15 protein-coding genes are annotated in these 23,532 nt (G+C 70.5%); 7 read left to right on the top strand and 8 right to left on the bottom strand.

Features of this window, described 5'->3' with window-relative positions; translation table 11 throughout:
• Positions 1-42: 42 nt before the first annotated feature.
• The 7 genes from ACFSXZ_RS11240 to ACFSXZ_RS11210 all read right to left on the bottom strand — a co-directional run bounded on the left by ACFSXZ_RS11240 (position 43) and on the right by ACFSXZ_RS11210 (position 14,358).
• The gene (locus tag ACFSXZ_RS11240; RefSeq protein WP_378264104.1) at positions 43-6,408 is read right to left on the bottom strand and encodes an SDR family NAD(P)-dependent oxidoreductase; all 6,366 of its coding nucleotides are present in this window, start codon (positions 6,406-6,408) and stop codon (positions 43-45) included.
• 34 nt (positions 6,409-6,442) lie between these two features.
• The gene (locus ACFSXZ_RS11235) at positions 6,443-7,486 is read right to left on the bottom strand and encodes a ketoacyl-ACP synthase III family protein (RefSeq protein WP_378264102.1); all 1,044 of its coding nucleotides are present in this window, start codon (positions 7,484-7,486) and stop codon (positions 6,443-6,445) included.
• Between the two features lie 484 nt (positions 7,487-7,970).
• Positions 7,971-11,732 (bottom strand): nSTAND1 domain-containing NTPase, encoded by a 3,762-nt coding sequence (locus tag ACFSXZ_RS11230; RefSeq protein ID WP_378264100.1) that lies wholly within the window; start codon positions 11,730-11,732, stop codon positions 7,971-7,973.
• Between the two features lie 117 nt (positions 11,733-11,849).
• On the bottom strand, positions 11,850-13,274 hold the full coding sequence (locus tag ACFSXZ_RS11225) for a hypothetical protein (RefSeq protein WP_378264098.1): 1,425 nt from the start codon (positions 13,272-13,274) through the stop codon (positions 11,850-11,852).
• Positions 13,271-13,426, bottom strand: a complete 156-nt coding sequence (locus tag ACFSXZ_RS11220) for a hypothetical protein (protein WP_378264096.1) — start codon at positions 13,424-13,426, stop codon at positions 13,271-13,273. The genes ACFSXZ_RS11225 and ACFSXZ_RS11220 overlap by 4 nt, the downstream gene beginning before the upstream one ends.
• Positions 13,427-13,502: 76 nt before the next feature.
• Positions 13,503-13,985, bottom strand: coding sequence for a DUF6542 domain-containing protein (locus tag ACFSXZ_RS11215; RefSeq protein WP_378264094.1), 483 nt, complete (start codon positions 13,983-13,985; stop codon positions 13,503-13,505).
• Positions 13,975-14,358, bottom strand: coding sequence for an ArsR/SmtB family transcription factor (locus tag ACFSXZ_RS11210; protein ID WP_378264092.1), 384 nt, complete (start codon positions 14,356-14,358; stop codon positions 13,975-13,977). Before ACFSXZ_RS11210 ends, ACFSXZ_RS11215 begins: the two co-directional genes overlap by 11 nt.
• 118 nt (positions 14,359-14,476) lie before the next feature.
• Here ACFSXZ_RS11210 and ACFSXZ_RS11205 point away from each other — a divergent pair, with 118 nt between their 5' ends.
• Positions 14,477-15,493, top strand: a complete 1,017-nt coding sequence (locus tag ACFSXZ_RS11205; protein WP_378264090.1) for a cation diffusion facilitator family transporter — start codon at positions 14,477-14,479, stop codon at positions 15,491-15,493.
• Between the two features lie 4 nt (positions 15,494-15,497).
• Here ACFSXZ_RS11205 and ACFSXZ_RS11200 read toward each other — a convergent pair whose 3' ends face one another.
• Positions 15,498-15,875, bottom strand: coding sequence for a hypothetical protein (locus tag ACFSXZ_RS11200; RefSeq protein WP_378264088.1), 378 nt, complete (start codon positions 15,873-15,875; stop codon positions 15,498-15,500).
• Positions 15,876-16,085: 210 nt separating this feature from the next.
• Between ACFSXZ_RS11200 and ACFSXZ_RS11195 the strand changes: the two genes are divergently transcribed.
• The 6 genes from ACFSXZ_RS11195 (at position 16,086) to ACFSXZ_RS11170 (ending at position 23,518) form a co-directional block, all read left to right on the top strand.
• Positions 16,086-17,288 carry a PucR family transcriptional regulator gene (locus ACFSXZ_RS11195; RefSeq protein ID WP_378264086.1) on the top strand — a complete coding sequence of 401 codons (1,203 nt, stop codon included), beginning with the start codon at positions 16,086-16,088 and terminating at the stop codon, positions 17,286-17,288.
• Positions 17,289-17,404: 116 nt separating this feature from the next.
• A complete protein-coding gene (locus ACFSXZ_RS11190; RefSeq protein ID WP_378264084.1) occupies positions 17,405-19,717 on the top strand; it encodes a molybdopterin cofactor-binding domain-containing protein in 2,313 nt (770 codons plus the stop codon).
• 110 nt (positions 19,718-19,827) lie between these two features.
• Positions 19,828-20,304, top strand: a complete 477-nt coding sequence (locus ACFSXZ_RS11185) for a (2Fe-2S)-binding protein (protein ID WP_378264082.1) — start codon at positions 19,828-19,830, stop codon at positions 20,302-20,304.
• Between the two features lie 89 nt (positions 20,305-20,393).
• Positions 20,394-21,329 (top strand): hypothetical protein, encoded by a 936-nt coding sequence (locus ACFSXZ_RS11180; protein ID WP_378264080.1) that lies wholly within the window; start codon positions 20,394-20,396, stop codon positions 21,327-21,329.
• Positions 21,330-21,428: 99 nt separating this feature from the next.
• Entirely contained in the window at positions 21,429-22,652 is a 1,224-nt protein-coding gene (locus ACFSXZ_RS11175) for a GNAT family N-acetyltransferase (RefSeq protein WP_378264078.1), read from the top strand.
• A 206-nt stretch (positions 22,653-22,858) separates the two neighbouring features.
• Complete coding sequence (locus ACFSXZ_RS11170; protein ID WP_378264076.1) at positions 22,859-23,518, top strand: hypothetical protein; 660 nt, start codon at positions 22,859-22,861, stop codon at positions 23,516-23,518.
• Positions 23,519-23,532 lie beyond the last annotated feature (14 nt).

The following is a 23,532-nucleotide window of genomic DNA, read 5'->3' as shown; positions in this document are numbered from 1 at the left end:
ATCCTGCCATCGGCGAAAGCGGGCCCCGGCCGCGATCGGGCATCACTCCGGTTGTGCTGTGGCGCCCAACTGGTCCGTCAGCTCACTGAGGGTCAGCCGGCTGAGAATCTTGGAGATCGGCAGCAGCACCCCGTGCGAGCGTTGCACCTCCTGCCTGAGCTGAGCCGCCATCAACGAGTCGAGTCCCTGGCTGGTCAGGTCCCGGTCCGGATCGAGTGATCCGGGGCCGACGCGCAGGATGGCGGCGACCTGGGCCAGGAAGGACTCGGCGGGTGCCGCCGCACCGGCTTGTGCCGTCCCGTTCCCGGACGGGGAGGATGCACGCGGGGGTTCCGGCCGCTGGACGGGAGCCGTCGGCCGTGCGCGGCGCTCCGGCCGGATCCGTGCACGCTCGGCCGGAGCCGCAGTGGCATGGGGCGCCGGCGTGTCGTCGACGACGTCCCGCAGGAACGGGGAAGCGGCCGCGACCGGGTACGCGGCCCGCCACTGTGCCCAGTCCACCGGCATGACCACGGTGTCCCCGGCGCCCGTGGCCAGGAGGTGGTCCAGGACCGCGAACCCCGCCTCGGAGGTGAAGCCGGACATGCCCCTCGGGATCAGGTTCCGTCCGAGTTCGGTGCCTGCCCGTGCGGCCATGCCCCGATCGGTCCAGAAACCCCAGTTCACCGCGAGCGCCCTGCCGCCCCGGCCGCGACGGCCGCGGGCGATCGCGTCGAGGCCCGCGTTGGCGGCGGCGGCCGCCGCGACCTGGGGCGAGGCCAACAGCGCGTTCGCGGAGGAGAACAGCACGAAATGGTCGAGGTCGTCCCCGAAGAGACGGTCGAGGACACGGGCGCCCTCCAGCTTCGGTCTCAGCACGGCTTCCAGATCCCGCAAAGTGGTCTCACCGATCGGCTTGTACAGGAAGACACCGGCGGTGTGGAAGACGCCCCGGATCGGCGGACGGCCGGCGGCGCGGCGGTTGCCGACGAGCCGGCGCATCGAGGCCTCGTCCGCCGCGTCCACCGGGGCGTACTGCACCTCGGCGCCCAGGCCGCGCAGTTCTTCCAGCAGGGCCGCGATGGTGCCACCGTCCGGCGAGGCCAGGGCGGGCACCGAGCGGCCGGTGAGCAGCAGGTGCCGGGCACCGCGGGCGACGAGCCGGCGGGCCAGCCCGGAACCGATGCCCCCGGCGCCGCCGGTCACGAGATAGGTCGCATCCGGCCGCATCGAGGTCGGCGCGGGTGCCGGCGGGTCCGCCGGGGCGGCCGGCAGATCGATGAGCACCTTGCCGACGTGCCGGGCCCCGGCCATGTCGGCGAACGCCGCGTCGATGGCGTCGGCCGGATACACCTCGGCGGGCAGCGGCGTGAGTTCACCGGCCGCGATCAGCCGCAGAACCCGGCCGAGCAGCGCCCCTGCCCGTCCGGGGTGTTCGCGGCAGAGGGCGGCGATGTCGAGGACCTGGAAGGAACCATTGCGCAGCAGCCCGCCCAGCCCGGTCGGCCGGGCGTCCTGCTTGGCCAGTTCCACATAGCGTCCGTACGGGGCGAGTATGCCGAGGTTCGCTTCGACAGCCGCCCCGGTCAGCGAGTTGAGGATGACGTCCATCCCCGCGCCCCACGTCGCCTCCAGCAGTGGACCGGCGAAGTCGCCCCGGGAGTCGGCGACCTGGGTGACGCCCATCGTCCGCAGGAGGGCCCGCCGCTTCTCGCTGCCGGCGGTGGCGAAGATCTCGGCGCCCCGCCACCGGGCCACCTGGATCGCGGCGAGTCCCACGCCGCCGGTGGCCGAGTGGATGAGGACCTTCTCGCCCTCGCGGAGCGTGGCCAGTTCCATGAGGCCGTACCAGGCGGTCAGGTAGGAGATCGGCACGGTGGCGGCCTCCGCGAGACCGAGACCGCCGGGGATCCGGTGGGTCAGCCGGCGATCGGCGAGGACCCGCGTGGCCAGGCCTGGATGGGCGACGGCGACCACGCGATCGCCCACCCGCAGTCCCCGCACTCCGGCACCGGTCGCCGTCACCACACCGGCGGTTTCCCAGCCCAGCCTGCCGTCGTCGTCCTGGTCCGGGTAGGCCCCGGTGGCCTGGAGCACGTCACGGAAGCCGACCCCGCCGTAGGCGGCGGCGATCTGCACCTCGTCGACCGCCGGGGGCCGCGCCTCGGCCACTGTGCGCACTGGTCCGGTGCGGCGGTCGCCGGCCGGCACGAACTCGGTGACGTCGTCGCTGCCCGGCGCCGGTGCGGTGCGGCGCAGCCGCAGGACGTACCGGGCATTCCCCCGCAGCGCGATCTGGTCCTCGGTCGCGTCGGCGGCCGCGATTTCCCGGACCAGCGGTTCTGTCCGTGCCGTTTCCTGGGCCGCGTCCAGGTCGATCAGGGTGTGCCGGACGGCGGGCAGTTCGCTCGCCGCCGTACGTCCGAAGCCCCACACGGCGTACTGTTCCGCATCCGGCACCCCGTCCGTGTCCGTGACCGTCACGGCGCCACGGGTGACGAGCACGAGCCGCGGGACAGGGCCATCCCACCGCGCGATGGACAGCGCCCGGTCCAGCAGCAGCACACTGCCCAGCCCCAGGGGCACCACCCCCACCGGGCTCGGCGCCCGCATGCTCCACAGGTGCACCACGGCGGCGACGCCCTCAGGACACTCGCGTCCGACCTCCAACAACAGCCGGGCGTAGTCATCGAGCCGGGACGGGTCGATGCGGTACGTCCCATCGCCGGTCCGCTCGTACCTCTCCCCTGGCAGTACCGAGATCCGCGCGCCATGGTCCGGTGCGAGCCGCGGCCCGAAGTCCTCGTCCTCGAACACCAGCCAGGCCCCGGTGGCCGCCCGCGGCGCTGCCGGGGGCGCGGCGGCCGGCGTCCACCGCGGCTCGTAGAGCCAGTCGGTCAGCGGGCCGGGCTGTTCCCGGCGCAGCAGCCAGCGGATCCGCAGGCCGCGGAATTCGGCCAGCAACGTGCCCCGCTCGTCGCGGACGGCGATGTCGCCGCTGAACGACTCGGGCGTCAGGTCGCGCTGCACCACATGGCTGTAGAGGGTCCCGGTCAGCGGACCATGGCGGCGGAACGCTTCGACGGAGCCCAGGATGAACGCGTGCTGCTCGCCGGGGACCGCCAAGTCGGCCAGGGTGGCCGCGAGCACCTGCCCGCAGGCATCGAGGACCGCCGGATGGACGTGGTGCCGCTCGTACTCGGCGAGGCCTGCCGGGACGGCGACCTCCGCGAGTGCCTCGTCGTCGCCGCGCCACACCTGTCTGATGCCCTGGAAGACGCCGTACCAGTCGTTGCCGCGGGCCGCGCACCGTCGGTAGAACTCCGCGCCGGTGAGGTGGTCTGGGACGCGTGCGGCGATCTGGTCGGGCGTGTCCCCCGGGATGTCCACGAGGGGTACGCCTGCGGGCGCCTGCTCGACCTGGCCGTGCGCGTGCCGGACCCAGTCGGCGCCGTCGGCGGTGGCGACGTCGAAGACCCACCCCCGGCCGGCGGGCCGCAGCGTCACCCGCAGCACCGGCGGGTTTTCGGCGGTGAAGAAGAGCGCCTTGTCGTAGCGGACGTGCGTGACGACGACATCGGCGGCGGTGACTTCGGCGGCCACCGCCGCGAGTTCCAGATAGGCCGTGCCGGGCAGGATGACCATGCCCTGCACCTGGTGGTCCAGGAGGTAGGCGTTGCGCTCCAGGTCGATCGGGCCTTCCCACCGGTGCGCGCCGTCGTCGAGGACGGTGTGTGCGCCGAGCAGCGGGTGCCCGCCCGGGCGGTCCGTCGCGGGCGGAGTCATTCGCGGGCCGGCCGTTTGCTCGAACCAGAATTCCGTGCGCTGCAAGGGATAGGCCGGCAGCCCCACGAAGGCGGCCGGCCCGTCGAACAGTGCGCGGTGCCGCAGCGGGTATCCGGCCTGGTAAAGCTGCCCGGCGGAGGTCAGCAGCGCGGTCAGGTCGTCGGTGTCGCGCAGCAACGAGGGCACCACCTGGTCGTCGTTGCGTTCCTCGGGCAGGCATTCCTTCACCGCCGCGGTGAGGATGGGGTGCGGGCTCATCTCGACGACGACCGCCGCCTCGGTGCCGGCGATCTCGGCGTCGACGGCCGCGTGGAAGCGGACCTCGTCGCGGAGGTTGCGCACCCAATACTCCGCGTCCAGTTCCTCACCGGTCAGCAGTTCCCCGGTCACCGTCGAACGCAGCGGCACCCGGCCCTTACGGGGCCGGACCGGCTCCAAGGCGCCGCGCAGCGCGTCCAGCAGAGAGTCGACCTGACTGCTGTGCGAGGCGACGTCCACCTTGACGATCCTGGCGAAGACGTCCTGCTCGGCCAGTTCGGCCAGCACCTTCTCCACCGCCGCCGTGTTGCCCGAGATGATGGTGCGCCGTGGGCCGTTGCTCGCCGCGACGTCGACGTCGGTCACGTCGGCGAGTTCCCGCCGCAGCTCGTCGGCGGGCAGGTCGACGGCGGCCATGGACCCGGCTCCGGCGATCTCCTTGAGCAGGGCGCTGCGGCGGCAGATCACCGCGGCGCCGTCGGCCGGGGTGAGCGCGCCGGTGGCGCAGGCGGCCGCGACCTCGCCCATGCTGTGTCCGATCACGACATCGGGCACGACGCCCCACGCCCGCCAGAGCGCGGCCAGTCCGACCTCGACCGCCCAGAGCAGCGGCTGCACCACGTCGATCGGCCAGGCCGCCTCGTCGTCGGCGGTCAGGTGCTCGATCACCGACCAGCCGCGCTCGGCGCGGACGTGCCGATCGCACTCTTCGACCGTCTTCCGGAAGACCGTGGAGGTGCGCAGGAGCCGGCGCCCCATGCCGGCCCACTGGGAGCCCTGGCCGGGAAAGACGAAGACGGTCTTCCACCGCGCGCCGGGGTCGGCGGCGACGATCGGCCTGCCCTTGCGCAGTTGCCGGACGACCTGGTCGTGATCCGGGGCGAGAACGGTCATGCGGTGCCGGTGATGGGCGCTGCGGGCCAGCGCGCTGAAACTGACGTCGCGCAGCTCGTGCCGGCGCCCTTCCCCGCCTGGTTCGAGGAAGTCCGCGTAGGCGTCGGCGAGTTCCCTCAGCGCGGTGGGCGTGTGCGCCGAAAGCGCGAGCAGGTACGGCTGTGGCTCGGCGGGCGGCGGCACGGCGGCGGAGCGGTGCTCACCGAGGACGACGTGGGCGTTGGTGCCGGAAATGCCGAACGAGCTGACGGCGGCATACCGGAGAGCGCCGTCCCGGCCCCAGTCGCGGGTGGTCTGCGGGATCTCCAGCGCCATGCCGTCCCAGTCCACCGCGTCGGTCAGCCGATCGCTGTGCAGGCTGGGCGGGACCACGCCGTGCGCGACACACAGCGCCGCCTTGATGACCGCCGCGATGCCGGCGGCCGCCTCGGTATGACCGATGTTCGTCTTCACGGAGCCGACCAGCAGGGGGTCCGCCGCCGACCGGCCCGCGCCCGTGCCGTACACCGCGTTCAGTGCGCGCAGTTCGATCGGGTCGCCGGTGGGTGTGCCGGTGCCGTGCGCCTCCACGAACCCGACGGCGCGCGGGTCGACGCCGGCGCGCGAGCAGGCGTGCCGCATCGTGTCGATCTGGGCGGTCTCCGACGGGGTCATCAGATAACCGCTGCTGCGGCCCTCGTTCTCGACCGCCGAGCCGAGGACGACCGCGTGGATCCGGTCCCCGTCCGCCTCGGCCCGCGCCAGCGGTTTGAGCACGACGACGCCGACGCCGTCACTGCGGACGAAGCCGTCGGCACCGGCCGCGCCGAACTTGCACAGACCGTCCGCGGACAGCATGTCCGCCTGGGAGAACGTGATGCTCTCCTCCGGTGTGAGCACCAGGTTGACGCCCGCGGCCAGGGCGAGGGTCGCCTCCCCACCGCGCAGCGCGGCGCACGCCTGGTGCACGGCCACCAGCGACGACGAGCAGGCGGTGTCGACGGAGGTGCTCGGGCCGCGCAGATCGAAGAAGAACGACAGGCGGCCGGACAGGACGCTGCGGGAGGTGCCGGTGTTGGCATAGATGTCCAGCGCCCCGGCGGCGCGCAGCAGGTCCCAGTACTCGGCGGTGCGCTGCCCGACGACGACCGCGGTCGGGCTCCCCGCGAGTTGCTCCGGCGTCAGGCCCGCGTCCCGCACGGCCGCGGCGGCGGTGTGGAGCAGCAGCCGCTGTTGCGGGTCCATGTGGCTCGCCTCGCGGCCGGAGACGCCGAAGTAGCGGGCGTCGAAGCCCCGGATGTCGGGCAGGAAACCGCCGCGGCGGCTGACGATCCGTCCGGGCGTGCGCGGGCGGGGGTCGTGGAAACTGTCGATGGGGAACCGGTCGATGGGGACGTCCGTGGTGGCGTCCACCCCGTCGAGCTGCATCTTCCAGAACGCCGGGACACCATCCGCGCCGGGGAACTCGCACGCCATGCCCACGATGGCGATCGGGTCCTGCTGCCGCACCACCACGAGACTCCTTCTGCTCGGCCGTGCTCGGTCCCTATGTCCAGAGGGGCAGTTCGGTGATGGTGAGGACCACCGCCACGGCCGACCATCCCGGAGCGCCGCCGAAGAGCAGGAGGTGGTCACCCGCGTCGAGTTGCCCGGTGCGCAGCAGATGGTCGACGGCGATGAACTGGTCGCTGGACGAAGCGTGTCCGATCCCGCACCCGAATTCCCACTGCGATCGGGAAATATCCAGGCCGAGCGGGTCCATCATGCAGTTCCGGGTGGTCGCCTCGTCGCCGTTGGGCACGAGGACCCAGCGCAGGTCCCCGACGCCGATGCCGGCCTCGTCCACGGCTGCGAGCGCCGTCTCGGAGCAGGCTTTCGCTATGCCGTCGGCGACACTCATCCCGCCGATTTCCCGCACGCGCTCGTTGAACTGCCGGGCGCGTCCCACGGTGTCGATCCGCCGGCCCGTGGAGCCGGTAGGCGGGAACAGCGGCTCGTCGCCGCGCGCCATCGCCTCGAACTCCGGATAGATCCGGGAGACGACCGCGTCGACGCGGGCGAAGCCGGCGGCCGGGCTGATCACCACGGCGCTCGCCGCGTCGGCGGCGATCACGCCCATCGGCCCGCTGTCCCACCGGTCGAACAAGGGCGAATTGAAGTTGTCCGCCGTGGTCAGCAGGATGTCCGGACGGCCGGGCGGCTGGTGCGAGAGCAGGCCTGCCGCCAGTTCGATACCGGTGAGCATGCTGTTACACCCGTTGCGGATCTCGGTGCCACCGGCCCCCGTGATGCCCAACTCCCGCATGATGTACGCCGACGGCGACCACATCTCGGGCCCCTGGTAGAACGTCGAACCGTGCAGCAGCGCCCCGATCGCCGCGGCACCGCCCGGGGTGCGGGCGAGTGCCGTCCGCGCGGCCCGTACGGCCATCTCCGGCGGCGACTCCGGACCGGCGACCAGCACGCCACGCAGCCTGCTCTCGGCGAACACCGTGGCGTCATACAGGCCCGCGGCGGCTGCCTCCGATGCGGCGTAGGCGGTCGGCAACCAGCAACCGAGGCCGGAGAGGAACACGTTCACCGGCTTCATGCCGCTCCTTGGCCGGGATTCATGGGCGTCCTGCCCTGTTCGACCCGCGACGGCCGGGGTTCGCTCATGTCGATGTAACCGCTTTCTCTTCGCGTTTTCTCAGCCGCTCCGGGAATCGCTCCGCGCTGTTTTCCGTGCTTTGGCGAGAAGCCGGATCAGAGGGACCGGTCAACACCGTTGTGATCAGAACTATGAGGACGAGGAGGTGAAGCCGACCTCGTCGGGAAACCCCTATCGCGGCCGCGGAATCCGACGGTCTATCGAACTGAAAAGGTCACCTTGCGTCGACACCATTCCCCGGCGCCTCCTGCCGGCGAACGCGTTTCACGTCGCCGAGCGGTGCGCCGCACTGTGAACCAGCTTACAGTCGGCAAGGCCGGCGTGTCATTCCTCTGCACTTACAGGCAAAAGGTCAGCCCATTTGGGAAGGAAATGGACAAAGAAGGAGGAGCGTGTCTCCGGGCCGGGGTCCGCCGGAGCGCGGTCATGGGCAGTGGGTCCGGTAGGGCAGCTCCGGAATGAGTTGTGCCCATTGTTCCGGGCTGATCGTGCCGCTCGTCGTCGTGCACAGGCGCCCGGCGACCATAGTTGTGTCGAGGTTCCACAGTCTGGTGGTGCCGTCGTCGCCGGCGGTGGCGAGAACGTCGCTCCCGGGGCTGAAGGCGAGCGCGGTGACACTGCCGCCGTGACCGGCGAGGGTGGCGATTTCGGTCTTCGAGGCGGGATCCCACAGGTAAACAGTGCCATCGCGGCCGCCGGCGGCCAGGGTTGTCCCGTCGGGGCTGAAGGCGATGCGGTCGAGAGGGGTTGATCGGCTCGTGAGGGTGGTGGTTTCCGCGCCGGTTGTACCGTCCCGCAAGATGATGGTGCCGTCCGCGGCGGCGAGGGCGAGGGTATGCCCGTCGGGGCTGAAGGCGAGTGCGGTAAAGGTGTCGTGGTAGCCGATAGGGTGGCTGTTCGTCTGATGGCCGGACAGATCCCACAGTTTCGCGGCGCCGTCGCCGGTGGTGGCCAGGCTGTGCCCATCGGGGCTGAAGGCGATGTCGCCGGGTAACCGTCCGGTGGAGGGCCACGTGGCGATCTTCCTGCCGTGCACGAGGTCCCACAAGGTCACGCTCGTATAGCTGACGACGCTTCCCTGTTCGACGGTCGCCAGAGTATGGCCGTCCGCGCTGAAGGCCACACCCGCGACAAGGTAGGCATCCGGTAGCCACGCGGGTGTTTCCCAGCCCCGCTCGGCGGTCCACAGCGCCAGGTGGCCATCACGGCTGATCGCGGCCAGAGCCTGTCCGTCCCGGCTGAAGGTCAGCGTGCGCAGGGCACCGATACCGGTGACCCAGGTGCCGATTGTGCCGCCGCTCTTCGTGTTCCATCGATCGACCGTGCCGTCGCGGGTCGCGGTGGTCGCGATGTCACTGCCGGGGGTGAGGGAGATTCCGAGCACCGGTGCCGCTGGCGCGGTGGAGAGCACGCTACCGCTGGTGTTCCCCGTGCCCGTCGTGTTCCACACAGCGACGGTGCTGTCCTCGCCGGCGGTCGCCAACTGTCGCCCGTCCGGGCTGAACGCGACGTCTGCGATCGTGCTGCGGTGGCCGCTCCAGATCGCCCGCGCTTGCCGGGTGGCGATCTCCCACAGAGCGGTCTCGTCCCCCGTGGCGGCAAGGGTCCGGCCGTCGGGGCTGAAGGCCACCGCCATGGTGGCGGAGGAGCCGGTGAGGGTGGCGTCCTCGTGGCCTGTGGCAGGGTCCCAGAGCTGCACGGCGCCGTCATAGCTGGCGGTCGCGAGGGTCAGTCCGTCCGGGCTGAAGGCCGCCTGCCGGATGAGGGGACGGCCGGTCCAGGCGAGCCGTTTCTGGTGCGACGGCACGTCCCAGAGCGTGATCGTGCCGGTGGAGTCCCCGGTGGCCAGGGTGCGGCCGTCAGGGCTGAACGACGCGCCCCAGACCCCGGGAGCATCGGGCGTCAGCGTCGCGATTTCCCGGTGCGAGGCGACATCCCAGAGCGCGGCTCCTTCACCGGCGACGGCGAGCGTTCGCCCGTCCGGGCTGAACGTCAAGGCCATGATCCCTTTCCCGTGGTGGGTTCGGCTGAAAGTCTCTTCGCCGGAGGTGACGTCCCAGAACCGCAGGGTGGCTGGATCGCTCGTCGTGGCGGTGACGAGGGTGTGGCTGTCGGGACTGAATGCCAATGCTCGAATGGCGGCATTGGCGCGAGATGGTCCCGGCAAGGGGGTGTGCGTTCGCGTGTCCCACAGTTTGATGTCGCCGTTCGTGCTGCCGGCGGCCAGGATGGTGCCATCCGGGCTGTATCGCACGGACAGCCAGGTGTCGGATGGGGAACCGTAGAGCCGGGCTTGGAACGGTTGGGTCTGCGCGGTGAGCAGGGCGCCGCGGGCCTCGGGGGTGGGGGCCTGATCGAAGGCCTCGACCGCGAGCCGCATCGACGCCTCCGGCTGGCTGGCGGCCAGGGCGGTGGACCTCGCCGCCAGAGCCCGTGAGAGCGCTGTTCTTTGCTGGTCCGCGGCTGCGTGCCCGCGCTGGATCGCGACCACACCGGCGGTGATGGCCACGCTCACCGCGAGCGCCAGACACGCCAAGGTCGCCAACACTCGGTGCGTGCGGCGCCGGGACGAGCGATACTCGCGGGTCTGCTGGTCGATACCGGCGTCCAGGAATTCCCGCTCGCTGGCCGTGAGTCTGGCCCGGCGGCGCTCGTCCCACTCCCGGGTCAGCGCCAGCTGCAGTCCCCGGTACAGCGCGCCGGGATCACGGTCCAGCGTTTCCCAGGTTCGGGCGGCCTCGGTGAGCTGCCGATGCAGGCGTAGCCCGTCACGGTCTTCGGCGAGCCACCCGCGCAGCCGGGGCCACGACCGGATCAGCGCCTCGTGCGTGATCTCGACGGTTTCCTCCCCGACGGTGAGCAGGCGTGCCCGCACGAGCATGTCCAGCACCACCCCGAAATCGGAGCCGGCACCGTCGTCCCCCGGGTGGATACGGTCGAGTTCGCCGCGCCGGACGCGACGCCGGGTGTCCTCGGTGCCTTCGCCCGGTGCGGTCAACCGCAGGAACATCTCCCGGGCCAGGCTCCGCTGGTCGCGGTTGAGAGCCTGGTAGACGCGTTCCGCGCTCTGAGCGAGCGCGCCCTCCACCCCGCCCGCGGTCTGATATCCGGCCAGCGACAGCGTGGTACCCCGGCGGCGGCGCCAGGTCTCCACCAGCGCGTGCGACATCAACGGCAGTGCGCCGGGGCGGCCCACCATTTCCGCGACGATGGTCGCGACGAGCGCGTTCTCCACGGTCAGCCCGGCGCGGACGGCAGGTTGCACGATCGCCTCACGAAGCTGGTCCGCGGCCATCGCGCCGACCAGGGTCTGACCGTCACGCAGCGCTTCGATCAGATCCGGATGTTCGGCGCACCGGCCGTAGAAGTCGGCGCGGATTCCGAGCACGATCCGAGCCCGGCTGGTGCTCGCCCGCGCGGCGCCGAGCAGCGCCGTGATGAACTGCGCCCGCTCACCGATGTCTTGGCAGAGGGTGAAAACCTCCTCGAACTGGTCCACCACGATCAGCAGCTCCACATCGCCGGGCCGGTCGGCCAGGGCCTGGCGGATCGCCAGATGCAGATGGTGCGGATCGGCCCGCAGGTCGGCCAGCACGGCGCTGGCCGGAATCCCCATCAGCCGCGCCAGTTGTGCCGCGCCCTCCTCCAGCGGGTGCTCGCCGGGGGTGCACAAAACCACCGGCCGACCGTGGTGATCCCCGCCCGCCAAGGCCGGAACGAGTCCGGCCCGCAGCAACGACGACTTCCCGCTGCCCGAGGGCCCGAACACCGCCACGAAACGACGTTGGGTCAGTTGGTCGCGTAACTCCGCCACCAGCCGCGACCGTCCGAAGAACCGATCGGCGTCCTCCGGCTGGAACGTGCCCAAGCCGACATAGGGCGCGCGCAGGTCCTGCTCCGGGGTCTCCAACTCCATCGGCGCCAATTCGGTCGCGACCGCCCGCCACCGCGCCTCCCACTCCACGGGATCCCCGCCACACGCCCGCACATACGCCAGCATCACCGCGAGGCTTGGCAGTTTCCGGCCCGCCGCGGCATTCGACAGCGTGGTGGCCGAATAGTGCGCCCGCCGCGCTAGTTCCCGATAGCCGGGAGACCCCGCGCGCTCGCGCAAACGCCGCAAACCAGCTGCCAGACGCTGCAGCACATCGCCGTCGGCGTCCAAAGGCCGTTCCGGTCGTGGCATCGAAGCCTCCCTTCCCCGTCGCCCGATCATCCACCCCGTCCGCACCGCGCAGAACCCTCGGTTGTCCGCCATTGGTTGTTCACCGACCCGGTGCCGACACGAAACAACCCCATACGGCTAGACAGAAAGCGCGGCCGGAGGAGGACAACCAAGGGGGCCACCGGCCGCCCCTTCGCCTGGGTAGCCGGATCGGGAACGAAGGCCGCGTTCAAGAATTTCGCCGACAACTGGACCTGAGACAGGGGGTCCGCCGCGGCGACACACAGGGAGATCAGGCTCAGGTAGAGCCCGGCTTCGATGTCCCAGTCCCGCGGATCGAGGCCCGGCCGCGCGAAGCTCGGGCTCACCTGGACCAGGGCCGATGAGCGTGTGCTGAGCGTCGAGCCCGTCCGGGGTGAAGGCGATGCCGGTGATGACTTCCCCCAGCGCGAGCAACCACGGCGCGGCGTTACTCGCTGGGGCCGGAAGAGACGCGGTATAGGGCGCGAGCAGTGGCGGGGCGTCACGGTGCTCCGGCCGCATCACGGCGACATCCGAGCCGGGTTCGGCGTAGTAGACCAGCCGGTTGCCGTTCGTCTCCCAGTCGATGCAGAGAACAGTCCCATGTGGACGGAGAGCGTCGACCACCTTCTGCGAGAACGGCCTCCGGTTGAACGCGATCGCGAGTGTCCACTCGCCTTCGCGCCGCAGCGCGACCTGTTCGGTGTCGGTCAGTGAGACCGGCCCCGTGCCCAAAGCGACGTCACCGAATGCCGCCGCTACGGTGTCGAGCGGGATACCTCGTGCGTAGGTGATCGAGGCACTGAGACCGAGCCAGTGATCGGTGATCCACGCGTGGCGCTCCAGCGGGCCGCCGTCGCCGGCCACGGCACCGTCCGAACCAGACGGTGCCGGCGGATTTCCCAGGAGCTCCAGGAAACCGGCGAGCAGCGGCGCCGGATCGGCGTTGTCCCGCCGCTTGGCGAGTTCCGCCGTGGCGATCGTCCTGAACGCGGCGGTCAGTGGGTTCGGCGCGAGCCGGAGCACGCGAACGGCATCCAGGGCGGCAAACCACAGGTGATCGTCATCGAAGACGTCCGTACCCGCCTCGTAGCGGGCCATGCGGATCATTTCTTCGAACTCGGCGTCGTCGTCGGGAACCCCGGGCAGGCCGGACGATGCGACCAGCCCGTCGACGGCGGCACGCGCGACCGTCATCAGCGCCTCGTCGTCGGCGCGCCGCAACGCGGCGGCGAGTACCGGATGCTGGTATTCCAGCGGCTCGAACCCCGGTGTCACCGGCCGCACGTCCTCGACGTGCTGCGCGATCGGCGCGATGAGAACGTCGCCGTCCAGCCAGTCTTCGGTGCACGGCTGCCCGGTGATCCTGGCGGCGAGCACAAGCAGGCTCTCCTGCCACTGGTACGTTTCCCAGTCGACGTCCGCGACCACCGACGACAGGCAGTCCGGGTCGTCGCCCCACCGCCCCGAGTACGCTCCCGCCTCGAACGCCGTCTTGACCCGGCCGTCGGCCGCGTAAGCGAACCTGGTCGCGCCTTTCACGCTCCAGTAGGCAGGGCGAGTACGTCGTCGCGATCGAGGTCAACGGATTCCAGGGCTCGCGCCTCGTCGAACGGAAGAAATCGAGCCTCGCTCATCACCCCGCCGAACCCGTCCATCACCGCGTCCACGTCAGTGGTCCGCACCATGGTCACGCAGGCGGCCTTTTCAGCAGTGGCCGCCGTTACGAAGTCGGGGGTGCGACCGCGAGGCGTGTGCCGGTGAGCCCGCTCAGGCAGGAGGCTGCGCCGGGCGGTTTCGGCGCCGCCCGCGCACCAGCCGGAACACTCCGATGAGGAGGGTCGCGGCGGTGGTCGCGGCCATGACCGGGAACTGAGGCAGCACGGGAACGGCTATCGCGAGCCCGATCGTGCTCACCTCACCCCGGGGACGGACCTCGACGAACACGCCGATGGCGGCGGCGACGATCATCACCAGCGGCGGGCCGAACATGGGCGCGGTGAGCGCGCGACGACGGGTGAAAACGACCGCGAACAGGCTGCCCAGCACGACCGCGGTGTCGAAAGGCACGCCGAGGGTGTGCGACACGCGCAGATCCCACAAGCTGCCGCCGGTGGCGACGGCGAGCGACAGGAGCATCGTCACCGGCCATGGCAACCCGCGTAATGGGACGGGTTCCGGCCCGGCGATCTCCATTGTGGGTTCCTCGTCCACGACGCCCGGCCCGGTGCGTTCGGGGTGATCAGTGCGCACGGTGCGCCGCCGGGGGACGATGGGTGTGCGGCGTGGTGGCGTCGCCGGGGATGTCACGGTCGACGTGGTCGGCGTGGAACAGCGCCTGGGACAGCAGGCGCCGCACATGGTCGTTGGCGGCGGAGTAGTACACGAACGTGCCTTCCCGCCGGCCGGTGACCAGCCCGGCCAGCCGGAGTTTCGCCAGATGCTGGCTGACCGCGGTCGGTGCGGCTCCCGCCAGTTCCGCCAGACATGCCACGGAAGACTCTCCCTGCAACAGTGCCCACAGCACCTTGATCCGGGTGGGGTCAGCCAGCATACGGAACGACTCCGCGGCCAGATGAACCTGTTCGTCGGCGGGCATGTCGAAGTCCGGCCGGCTCGTGTGCATGACCACCACGATACCGACGATGCCACTGCCTGCGTAACTGCACATCTGCGCAGGTACGCTATCAGGGAGCGCGGCCGCGCACAGACCTCGAAACCAGCACCCGGTGGAGCACTTCGCCATGACCGACCGACACCATCACGCCGAGCATCACGGACACGGCCACGGCGGGGGGCCGCCGGCGCGGTTTTGGGAGCAGGTCAAGCACGCCGTGACCCCGCACAGCCACGAGAGCGCCGACATCGTGGACTCGACGCTGGAGGCCAGCGCGCGGGGGATGCGGGCGCTGTGGATTTCCTTCGCCGGCCTGATGGTCACCGCGCTCGCGCAGGCGATCGTCGTGGTGCTCAGCGGTTCGGTGGCGCTGCTGGGCGACACGTTGCACAACTTCGCCGACTCGCTGACCGCGGTCCCGCTGGCGATCGCGTTCCTGCTCGGGCGGCGGGCCGCCACCCGGCGCTTCACCTATGGGCTCGGACGGAGCGAAGACCTTGCCGGCCTGGCGATCCTGCTGGTCATGTTCGCCTCCGCGGTACTTGCCGCGTGGACGGCCATCGACCGGCTCCTCCACCCCCGCGACATGAGTGCCCTCGGCTGGGTCGCCGCCGCCGCGGTGGCGGGATTCCTCGGCAACGAGGCCGTGGCCCGTTACCGCATCCGGATCGGCCGCGAGATCGGGTCCGCCGCGCTGGTCGCGGACGGTCTGCACGCCCGCACGGACGGGTTCACCAGCCTGGCCGTGCTGCTGGCCGCCGGCGGCTCCTGGGCCGGCTGGCGCTGGGCCGACCCCGTCGTCGGATTGCTGATCACCCTCGCCATCCTGTCCGTGCTCTGGGGCGCCGCCAAAGAGGTGTTCTCCCGCATGCTCGACGCGGTCGATCCGGCTCTGGTGGACGCCGCCGAACAGACCCTCGCCGCCACCCCCGGCGTTCGCGGGGTCGACACGATCCGCCTGCGGTGGGTCGGCCACACCCTCGTCGCCGAGTCCGAACTCGACGTCGACCCCGCGCTCACCCTGCTGCAGGCCCACACCATCGCCCACGACGCCGAACGCCGTCTCGCCCACGCGCTGCCCCGGCTGAATCAGGCTCTCATTCACACCCACTCCGCCGAACATCATCAGCCCGCGACGCCGTGACCGGTCAGGTCCTGGCACGACGTCGACCGGACGCGCCGTTGTGCCGCCCGAGGGTCACCACACTGGTCTCGGCGTCGCCCTGATCTTCCAGTTGCACGACTCCGTCGGCGTCGCTGCCGACCGGTTTGGCCGCTCCTTCGAGCACCTCTCCGACCGCACGGACCACCCGGGGCAACGCGCTGTCGGTCAGTGCCTTGAACACCGGCACCGCGGCGATGAACACCGCCAGCGGTGGCTCGACCAGACCCAGGCCCACCGCGGCCGCCAAGCCCCCGAAATAACCCACCGACCTGGGTACGTCCATTTTGATCCGGCCGGTTTCGATCGCCAGGACACTGCCCGGGGCACCGATTCGGACCTCCACCACACCGTCAGACGCCATGACGTCACCTCTCCGCGTATTCATGCTCGTGCCTGCCGGCCGCTCCGGGACCAGGACAGGCCTTCGCCATCGGCATACCCGGGCACCACCTCGTCACCCATGCCACCCCGAACAGGGCCCGACTCACCCAAACGGGTGACTAGGCGGGAAAGGCGCGGAAACTATGATCTTCGGCTATCTACTTGGGCAAAGGTGCCGGGGGCGAGGCTCATGGACGCGAGCACGGAACGCCGACAGGCCGGCGCGCTGGTGCGGGCGCTCAGCCGGTCGTCCCTGGACCATGTCGAGCTGCTGGCCGACGCCATCGTGGAGCGGGTTTGGTCGGACGTGTACGTCCCCCTGGGCCCGGTCCGCAAGGACGACCTGTGGCGGTCCTGCCACGACAACCTGTCCAGCATGCTCGGGTTCCTCAACGACGCCCCGGCGCCGGACCCCGGCCGCCTCGGCACCGCCCGCGCCACCGGTGTCCGGCGGGCGCGGCAGCGATGCCCGCTGGAGTGGGTGCAGCACGCCTGGCAGGTCGGCGGCCAGGTGATGTGGGAGGACTTCACCAACCAGACCGGGGCGCTCGACCCCGACGAACTGCGCCAACTGGTCCGCGGTGCCGGTGACGTCTGGCAGGTCGTGGGCGAGTTCACCGCCGAGATGGCGGCCGCCTACCACGCGGTCGAGCAGAAGCTGGCGGGCACACCCGACCCACGGGTTCCCGAGCTCATGGACGCGCTGCTCGACGGCCGGGGCGCCGAGGTCGCCACCGAGGTGACCCGGGTGCTCGGGTTGCCCTCGCCCGGCCGCTACGTCGTCATCGTCACCGAAGACGACCGCCGGACCGTACTGCGCCCCCTCACGCGAACTCTGGGCCTGCACGGGATTCCCGCGGAGTGGCGTCATCGCGGCGGTCTTGCCGTCGGCATCGCCGCGGTGGGCGGGGACGAACCACGCGCACTCGCCGACCTGCTCAGGCCGGTGCTGTCCGGCCGCACCGGCCTGTCCCCCGCCGTCGGCGAACTGGCCGGCCTCCCGCTCGCGCACCGGATGGCCGAGCTGGCGATGCACACGATCGCTCCCGGCGCGTCCGGGGTGATCACCCTCGACGACAGTCTGCCCAACGCGTTGCTGATCAACTCGCCGGAGCTGGCCCAGCGGCTCGTCGACGTGACCTTCGGCCGGCTGCTGACACTGCCGGCGGCCGAGCGCGACGAGATGCTCGACACCGCGGCGGCCTGGATCTCCTCCGCCGGTTCGAGCGTGCAAGCGGCCAGAGTGCTTTATTGCCACCGCAACACCGTGCTGAACCGGTTGCACCGCATCCACACGCTCACCGGATTCGACCTGACCGACACGGCAGCCTGGTCACAGGTCATGCTCGCGCTGTCCGCCCTGCGCTACCAGGACTCCCGCACGCGGGCCTGACGAGGCGACAAGGTGCCCAGCGAGCGCCCGGCAACCTTGTGCGATCAGCCGCTGACGACCCGGCTTCCCCGGTGTGAGACTGCACCAGCAAAGCTGCCTGCCGGGGAAGGACTGCTATGGCGGATCATCGTCGATCCACGCAGGGAATGGAACGTCGCCGATTTCTCGGGTACGTACTCGCCGCGCCGACCCTGATGGTCGCGGCACAGGTCGGCGGGTCGATCGCGGCCCCCGAGGCCGCCGCGGCCGTCCCCACGCCGCCGCAGCCCGCCGATGTCTACGACCTCAACGACCTGCTCACCGACGCCGCGCTGCCGACCTCGGCCCTGATCACCGTGCAGGTGCACACCGACGGGACCGCGTCGTTCGCGCTGCCGCGCGCCGAGGTCGGCCAGGGCGTCACCACATCGACGGCGATGCTGATCGCCGAGGAGCTGGACCTGCCGGTCGAGAAGATCAAGGTGTCGCTCGCCGACTCACGGCCCGAGTTGGTGTTCAACCAGCTGACCGGTGGATCGAACACGACGATCTCGACCTACACGCCGATCCGCGTCGCCGCGGCGGTCGCGAAGGCCAGGCTGATGCGGGCCGCCGCGGTCGTCCTCGGCGACACCGTCGGCGATCTCACCAGTCGCCTCGGCGTGATCACCGGCAGCGGGGGAAGGAGTGTCACCTACGGCGAACTCGCCCAGCGCGCCGCGAGCACGGAGACCACGCAGGTTTCCGTCGTCCTCAAGCCGCGCTCGGAATTCAAGGTCATCGGCACCGCGCACAACCGGATCGACGCGCTCGACGCGGTCACCGGCCGCAAGGTCTTCGCGATGGACCTTCAGATCCCCGGCGCGCTGCCCACCATGGTGTGCCGCCCACCGACGATCAACGGCAAGGCGCGGTCGGTGCTGAACGCGGCGCAGGTCGAGGCGATGCCCGGGATCAGCGACGTGGCCCTGGTTTCCACCGGTGTCGCGGTGCGCGGGCGGACCTTCGGCCAGTGCATCGACGCCGTCCGCGCGCTCCGGGTCGACTGGGGTCCCGGCACCGCGCCCGGCGCGTCCGACGCCTCCGTGCTGCGGGAACTGAAAGCGGCCCAGCTCCCTTTGGCGGTCCCGCCACTGCCTTTGCTCGCCAAGACGCTGGACGCCGAATTCACCTTCGCCTTCCGCAGCAACAGCGCGCTGGAAACCAACTGCGCGATCGCCGACGTCCGCCAGGACCGCGCGGAAATCTGGGGCAGCCTCAAATCCCCGATCGTGACGCAGCAGGCGATCGCGGCGAAGATCGGCCTGCCGCAGGGCGCGGTCAAGGTGCACGTCACCGAGGGCGGCGGCTCGTTCGGCCGCAAGCTGTTCTCCGACGCCGCGCTCGAAGCCGCCGAGATCTCCCACAAGATCGGGAAACCGGTGAAGCTGATGTGGCACCGCACCGACGACTTCCGGCAGGGCCGCACGCATCCCATGTGCACCGCCCGGATCCGCGCCACCTACGCGGCGGGCAACGTGCTCACCTTCGAACAGCGCCACACCAGCGTGTCGACCGACTTCGGCCACGGCGTCGGCGAGATCATCACCGCGCTGTCGGCCAAACTGCCCGTCGGGGACATCGGGTTCTCGGAGACCATTTTCGAGCTGTCCCAGAGCATGCCCTACAACTTCGGCGCCACCACCCAGTTGCTCAACGAGGTGGACAAGGGCTTCAACACCGGGAGCATGCGCAACATCTACTCCCCCGACGTGTGCTGCGCGCGCGAACTCGTCGTCGACCAGCTCGCCAAGGGCATGGGCAAGGATCCGTACGCGTTCCGCCAGTCCTTCGTCAAGGACGCCCGTGCCCGCGCCGTGCTCGACAAGGTCGCCGAGGTCGGCAAGTGGGGCCGGGCGATGCCCGCGGGAACCGCGCAGGGCATCGCGATCCACGCCGAGTACAAGGGCGTGACCGCCGCGCTGGTCGAAATCGACTGCCGGCCCTCGACGGTCGGCCGGAAGGTCCGGGACGCCTATACCGGCCCGAGGGTCACCAAGGTCGTGTTCGCCGTCGACGCGGGACTGGCGGTCAACCCGCGTGGGCTGGAAGCGCAGATGATGGGCGGGATCAGCGACGGCATCGCGCTCGCGCTGTCCTCCAGCCTGCACCTCGAAAACGGCTCCTTCCTCGAAGGCAGCTGGGACAACTACTTCTACACCCGGCAGTGGAACGTGCCGCCGGAGATGGAGATCGTCGTGATGCCGCCGACCACCGGCGAACCCGGTGGTGCCGGTGAACTCGGCGTCGCCTCGTCCTACGCCGCCGTCGCCTGCGCCTACACCCGCGCCACCGGGACCCTGCCCGGCGCGTTCCCCGTCAACCACGACGGCCCGCTCGGCTTCGATCCGCTGCCGACCGTGCCGCCGATCCCGCAGTCGCCGACCGACGGCCTCAGCCATTCCTTTTAGCCAATCCGACTGGAAGTAGGCGGATACGGGCCGCAGCAGACCGCTTGCAGGCAGCCGTTTCCGCCGTGACTGCCGTCGGATTGCCAAAACACGACACAGGAGGAGTACCCATGCCCCGGCACACCTTCATGCTCAACGGAAAACAGGTCAGCGTCGATGTGGAGGACGACGTGCGCCTGCTCTGGGTGCTGCGCGACCTCCTCGGCGTCACGGGCCCGAAGTACGGCTGTGGCCTCGAAGTCTGCAAAGCCTGCACCAGCCACATCAACGGCAAGGCCTTCAACCCTTGCTCGGTCCCGGTCGGTGACATCAAGCCGACCGACGAAATCACCACCATCGAAGGGCTTCCCGGCACCGTGGGCGAACCGCTGCACCCCATGCAGCGGGCCTGGCTCGACCGCGATGTCGCCCAGTGCGGGTACTGCCAGCCGGGCCAGATCATGGCCGCGGTGGCGAAGGTCAAGCAGGCCAAGGCTCAGGGCCGTCAGATCAGCGACGCGGATTTCGACGAGATCCGCAACATCTGCCGCTGCGGCACCTATCACCGCATCCGGGAGGCGATCACGGCCGCCGCCGAGCACATGTAGGAGGAGCGCTTCTCCCGGCGGCAGGCGGAACCGGAGGCCTTCTTCGCGAGTCCCAGGACGGCACCACCGGAGCCGACTGAGGGAGCTCGATGAACACCTGGAAGAACAAGGCCGCCGCCACCGTGGCGGGCGCCGTCGTCGTGTTCGGGACGACGGCGCTCATCGCCCCGCCCGCGTCGGCGGCGATCAGTTGCGAGACATCGTCGAGCGGGAAACCCGCGTCCTTCTACGACGGCCCTTCCGCGTCCTATGCCTACGACAGCCGTTTCGCGAAGGGCCCCGCGATCCCCGAACTGGACACCTACACTCCGCAGGGCATCGCCACCTGGTACAGCTGGGACGGCGGCAACGACCTGCTGGTCATCAGCGCCTACTCCGACGGCGGGGACGCCCACCTGATCGGCGTCGACGCCAAGACCGGCAAGCACATCGGCACCGTCGCCATCGCACCCACCCACGCCGGCGGTGTCGCGATCACCCAGGGCTGGGCCTTCGTGGCCGGCGAAGGAAACACCATCCGCAAATACCGGCTCTCCGACCTCGAAACCGCGATGAAGCAGTCCGGCACGCCCTATCTGGAGCAGGTCGGCGACCCCCGGGAGGTCTACGGCGCATCGTTCCTGACCAGCTACGGCAACAATCTCTACGCCGGGAAGTTCAGCGAAAACGACCGCGAAAAGATGTACCGCTACACCGTGGACACCGACGGATCGCTGACCACCCAGTCCGGAGCCTACGAAGTGCCGGTCAAGACGCAGGGCCTGATGGTCACCGACACCCACTTCGTCTTCAGCACCTCCTACGGCAACGACAACCGCGGCAACATCTACGTCGTCGACGCCGGTGCACGCGACATCGACATCTCCTCGACCCGCTGCTACCGGTCCCCGAGCATGAACGAAGGCATCACCGAATCCGGTGGCTACGCCTACCTCGTCTTCGAATCAGGCGCCGCGCAGTACGTCGCGAAGAACCCGCGCAACGTCATCCGGAACCTGCACATGGGCCCGGTTTCCGGACTGTAGGGCGGTAATTCGCTTGATCCGGCCCCGGGGTCGGCGGTGCACTGTGGACCAAGGCGCCACCCGTCGTGGTGCCGGTACCCCAGGAAGGCAGCGGCCGCGATGGAGATCCGTTCCACGACCGAGAAGGACCTCGGCGTGTTCGCCGACACGATTCATGCCGCGTTCGGGCGCTTCCGGGCACCCTCGGCCGAGGACAGCGGGGACTGGTTGTCGGCGCTGGAAATGGAGCGGAGTCTGCTCGCCCTGACGGCCGACGGGCGGCCCGTCGGCACCGCCGGTGCGTACTCCTTCGAGCTGACCCTGCCTGGTGAAATCGTCGTCCCCGCCGCCGGGGTGACCGCCGTCGGCGTCCTGCCCTCGCACCGGCGCCAAGGCGTGCTCAGCGCGCTGATGCGGCGTCAACTCGAGGAACTGCGCGCCCGAGGGGAGTCGCTCGCGGTCCTGCTGGCCTCCGAAGCCGTGATCTACGGAAGGTTCGGCTACGGACCGGCGACCTACACGCGGCACCTGAAAGTGCAGCGTCACCGGTCCGCGCTGGCTCTCCCCCGGGCGCGCGGCACGGCCGCCGCGGCGGAGACCGGCTCGGTCGAACTGCTGCGGCGCGCCGAGTGCGGCGCGATCCTGGAAGAGGTCTACGACCGCTACCGTCGCCAACAGCCCGGCGCCCTGTCCCGGCCGCACCGCTGGTGGTCCTCGGGCGCCGGACAGCCCCCGGTCTCCAAGACACCGCGCTATCTCGCCGTCCATCGTGACGCCGACGGCGTCCCGGACGGGTACGCCAGCTACTCGACCGGCGAGCCGCCCGGCACCTTGACCGTCGACGAGGTCATCACCACCGGCGACGCCGTCTTCACCACGCTGGCCCGGTTCGTACTCGGGCACGACCTCATCACCCAGGTCGTGTTCAAGCATTTCCCGCCCGGGCATCCGCTGCGCTGGCAGCTCGCGGACTTCCGCGCCGGGCAGGTCAGCGACCACACCGACTGGCTCTGGGTACGGCTGCTGGACATCCCGCGCGCGCTGACCGCACGCGGCTGGTCCGCCGAGGGCGAAATCGTCCTCGACATCGACGATCCGTTCCTCGGCGAGCACAGCCGCTATCTGCTCACCGTCCGGGACGGCAAGGCCGGCTGCGTCCCGACCGACCGGGAACCCGACCTGTCCCTGGACGTCAGCGACCTGGGTTCGGTCTATCTCGGTGGCACCGCCCCGAGCACGCTCGTGCGGGCCGGGCACATCCGGGCCCACCACCCCGGCGCGGCCGCCCTGGCCGACTCCCTCTTTCGCGGCGACCGCCCGCCACACTGCCTGCACTGGTTCTGACCACTGGTTTTACCAATCCGACCAAAAGTAGGCGGAGACGGCCCCGAGCCGAACCGCTTACAGAGCCCCATTTCCGCCGTGGCTGTGGTCGGATTGGTAACGACCGGCACAGCAACCAGGCCAAGCGTGCGGGGGCGGGCGGCTGAAGTCCCACCTTCGAGTTAATTCTCAGCACGATGCCGCGGCGATGTCCGACACTGGGTGGTATGGCGATCACTCGACGTGTCTTTGTCAGCGGCTCGATGGCGGCACCCCTGGTCGCGCAGCTGGCCGGCGCCGGGGCCGCGAACGCGGCCGGCGAGCAGACGCTCACCGCCCTCGACGGGCTGGCCGAACTGCGGTTGACCGACCTCGCGCTCAAGCGGCTCGCGGGCCAGGGCATCGGTGTGCACGCGGTGGACCCGGCGACCCCGATCCTGGACACCGACGGCGCGACGGTGGGAGTCAAGCTGACCCCGGAGTACGCCGGTGGCACGATTCTCGCCACCGGGCAGCCAGGAAAGGGCAGCGGGCGCGCCCACGGCGGTGTCGTGCTGTCGAACTCCCGGGCGCGCATGGAGATCACCGACATCAGGGGCTCGGTGCCCGACGGCGTGATCCTCGCCTTCCTGAAGGTGAACGACGTGTGGCTGGGCGAGCTGTCCCTGTTCTCGTCGGACCCGAGCGCGGTGCGGCTGAGTCTGCAACCGGGCACGCCGGGTCAGCCGATCCTGGTGAGCTGCAACGGAATCCCGGTCACGCCGACCCAGGAGGGCGTGGACGAGTTCGCCAACGCCTTCGGCACCGCGCTGTTCACCACCAAGGACACGGTGTTCACCGCGTCCGGGCACGGCAACGCGTGGCCGGTGCCCTCCTTCCCGGCCTGAGGGCCGGGCACCGG

This window comes from Amycolatopsis pigmentata (assembly GCF_042684065.1).
Classification (GTDB): Bacteria; Actinomycetota; Actinomycetes; order Mycobacteriales; family Pseudonocardiaceae; genus Amycolatopsis_E; species Amycolatopsis_E pigmentata.
This window is presented reverse-complemented; position numbering and strand designations above follow the sequence as displayed.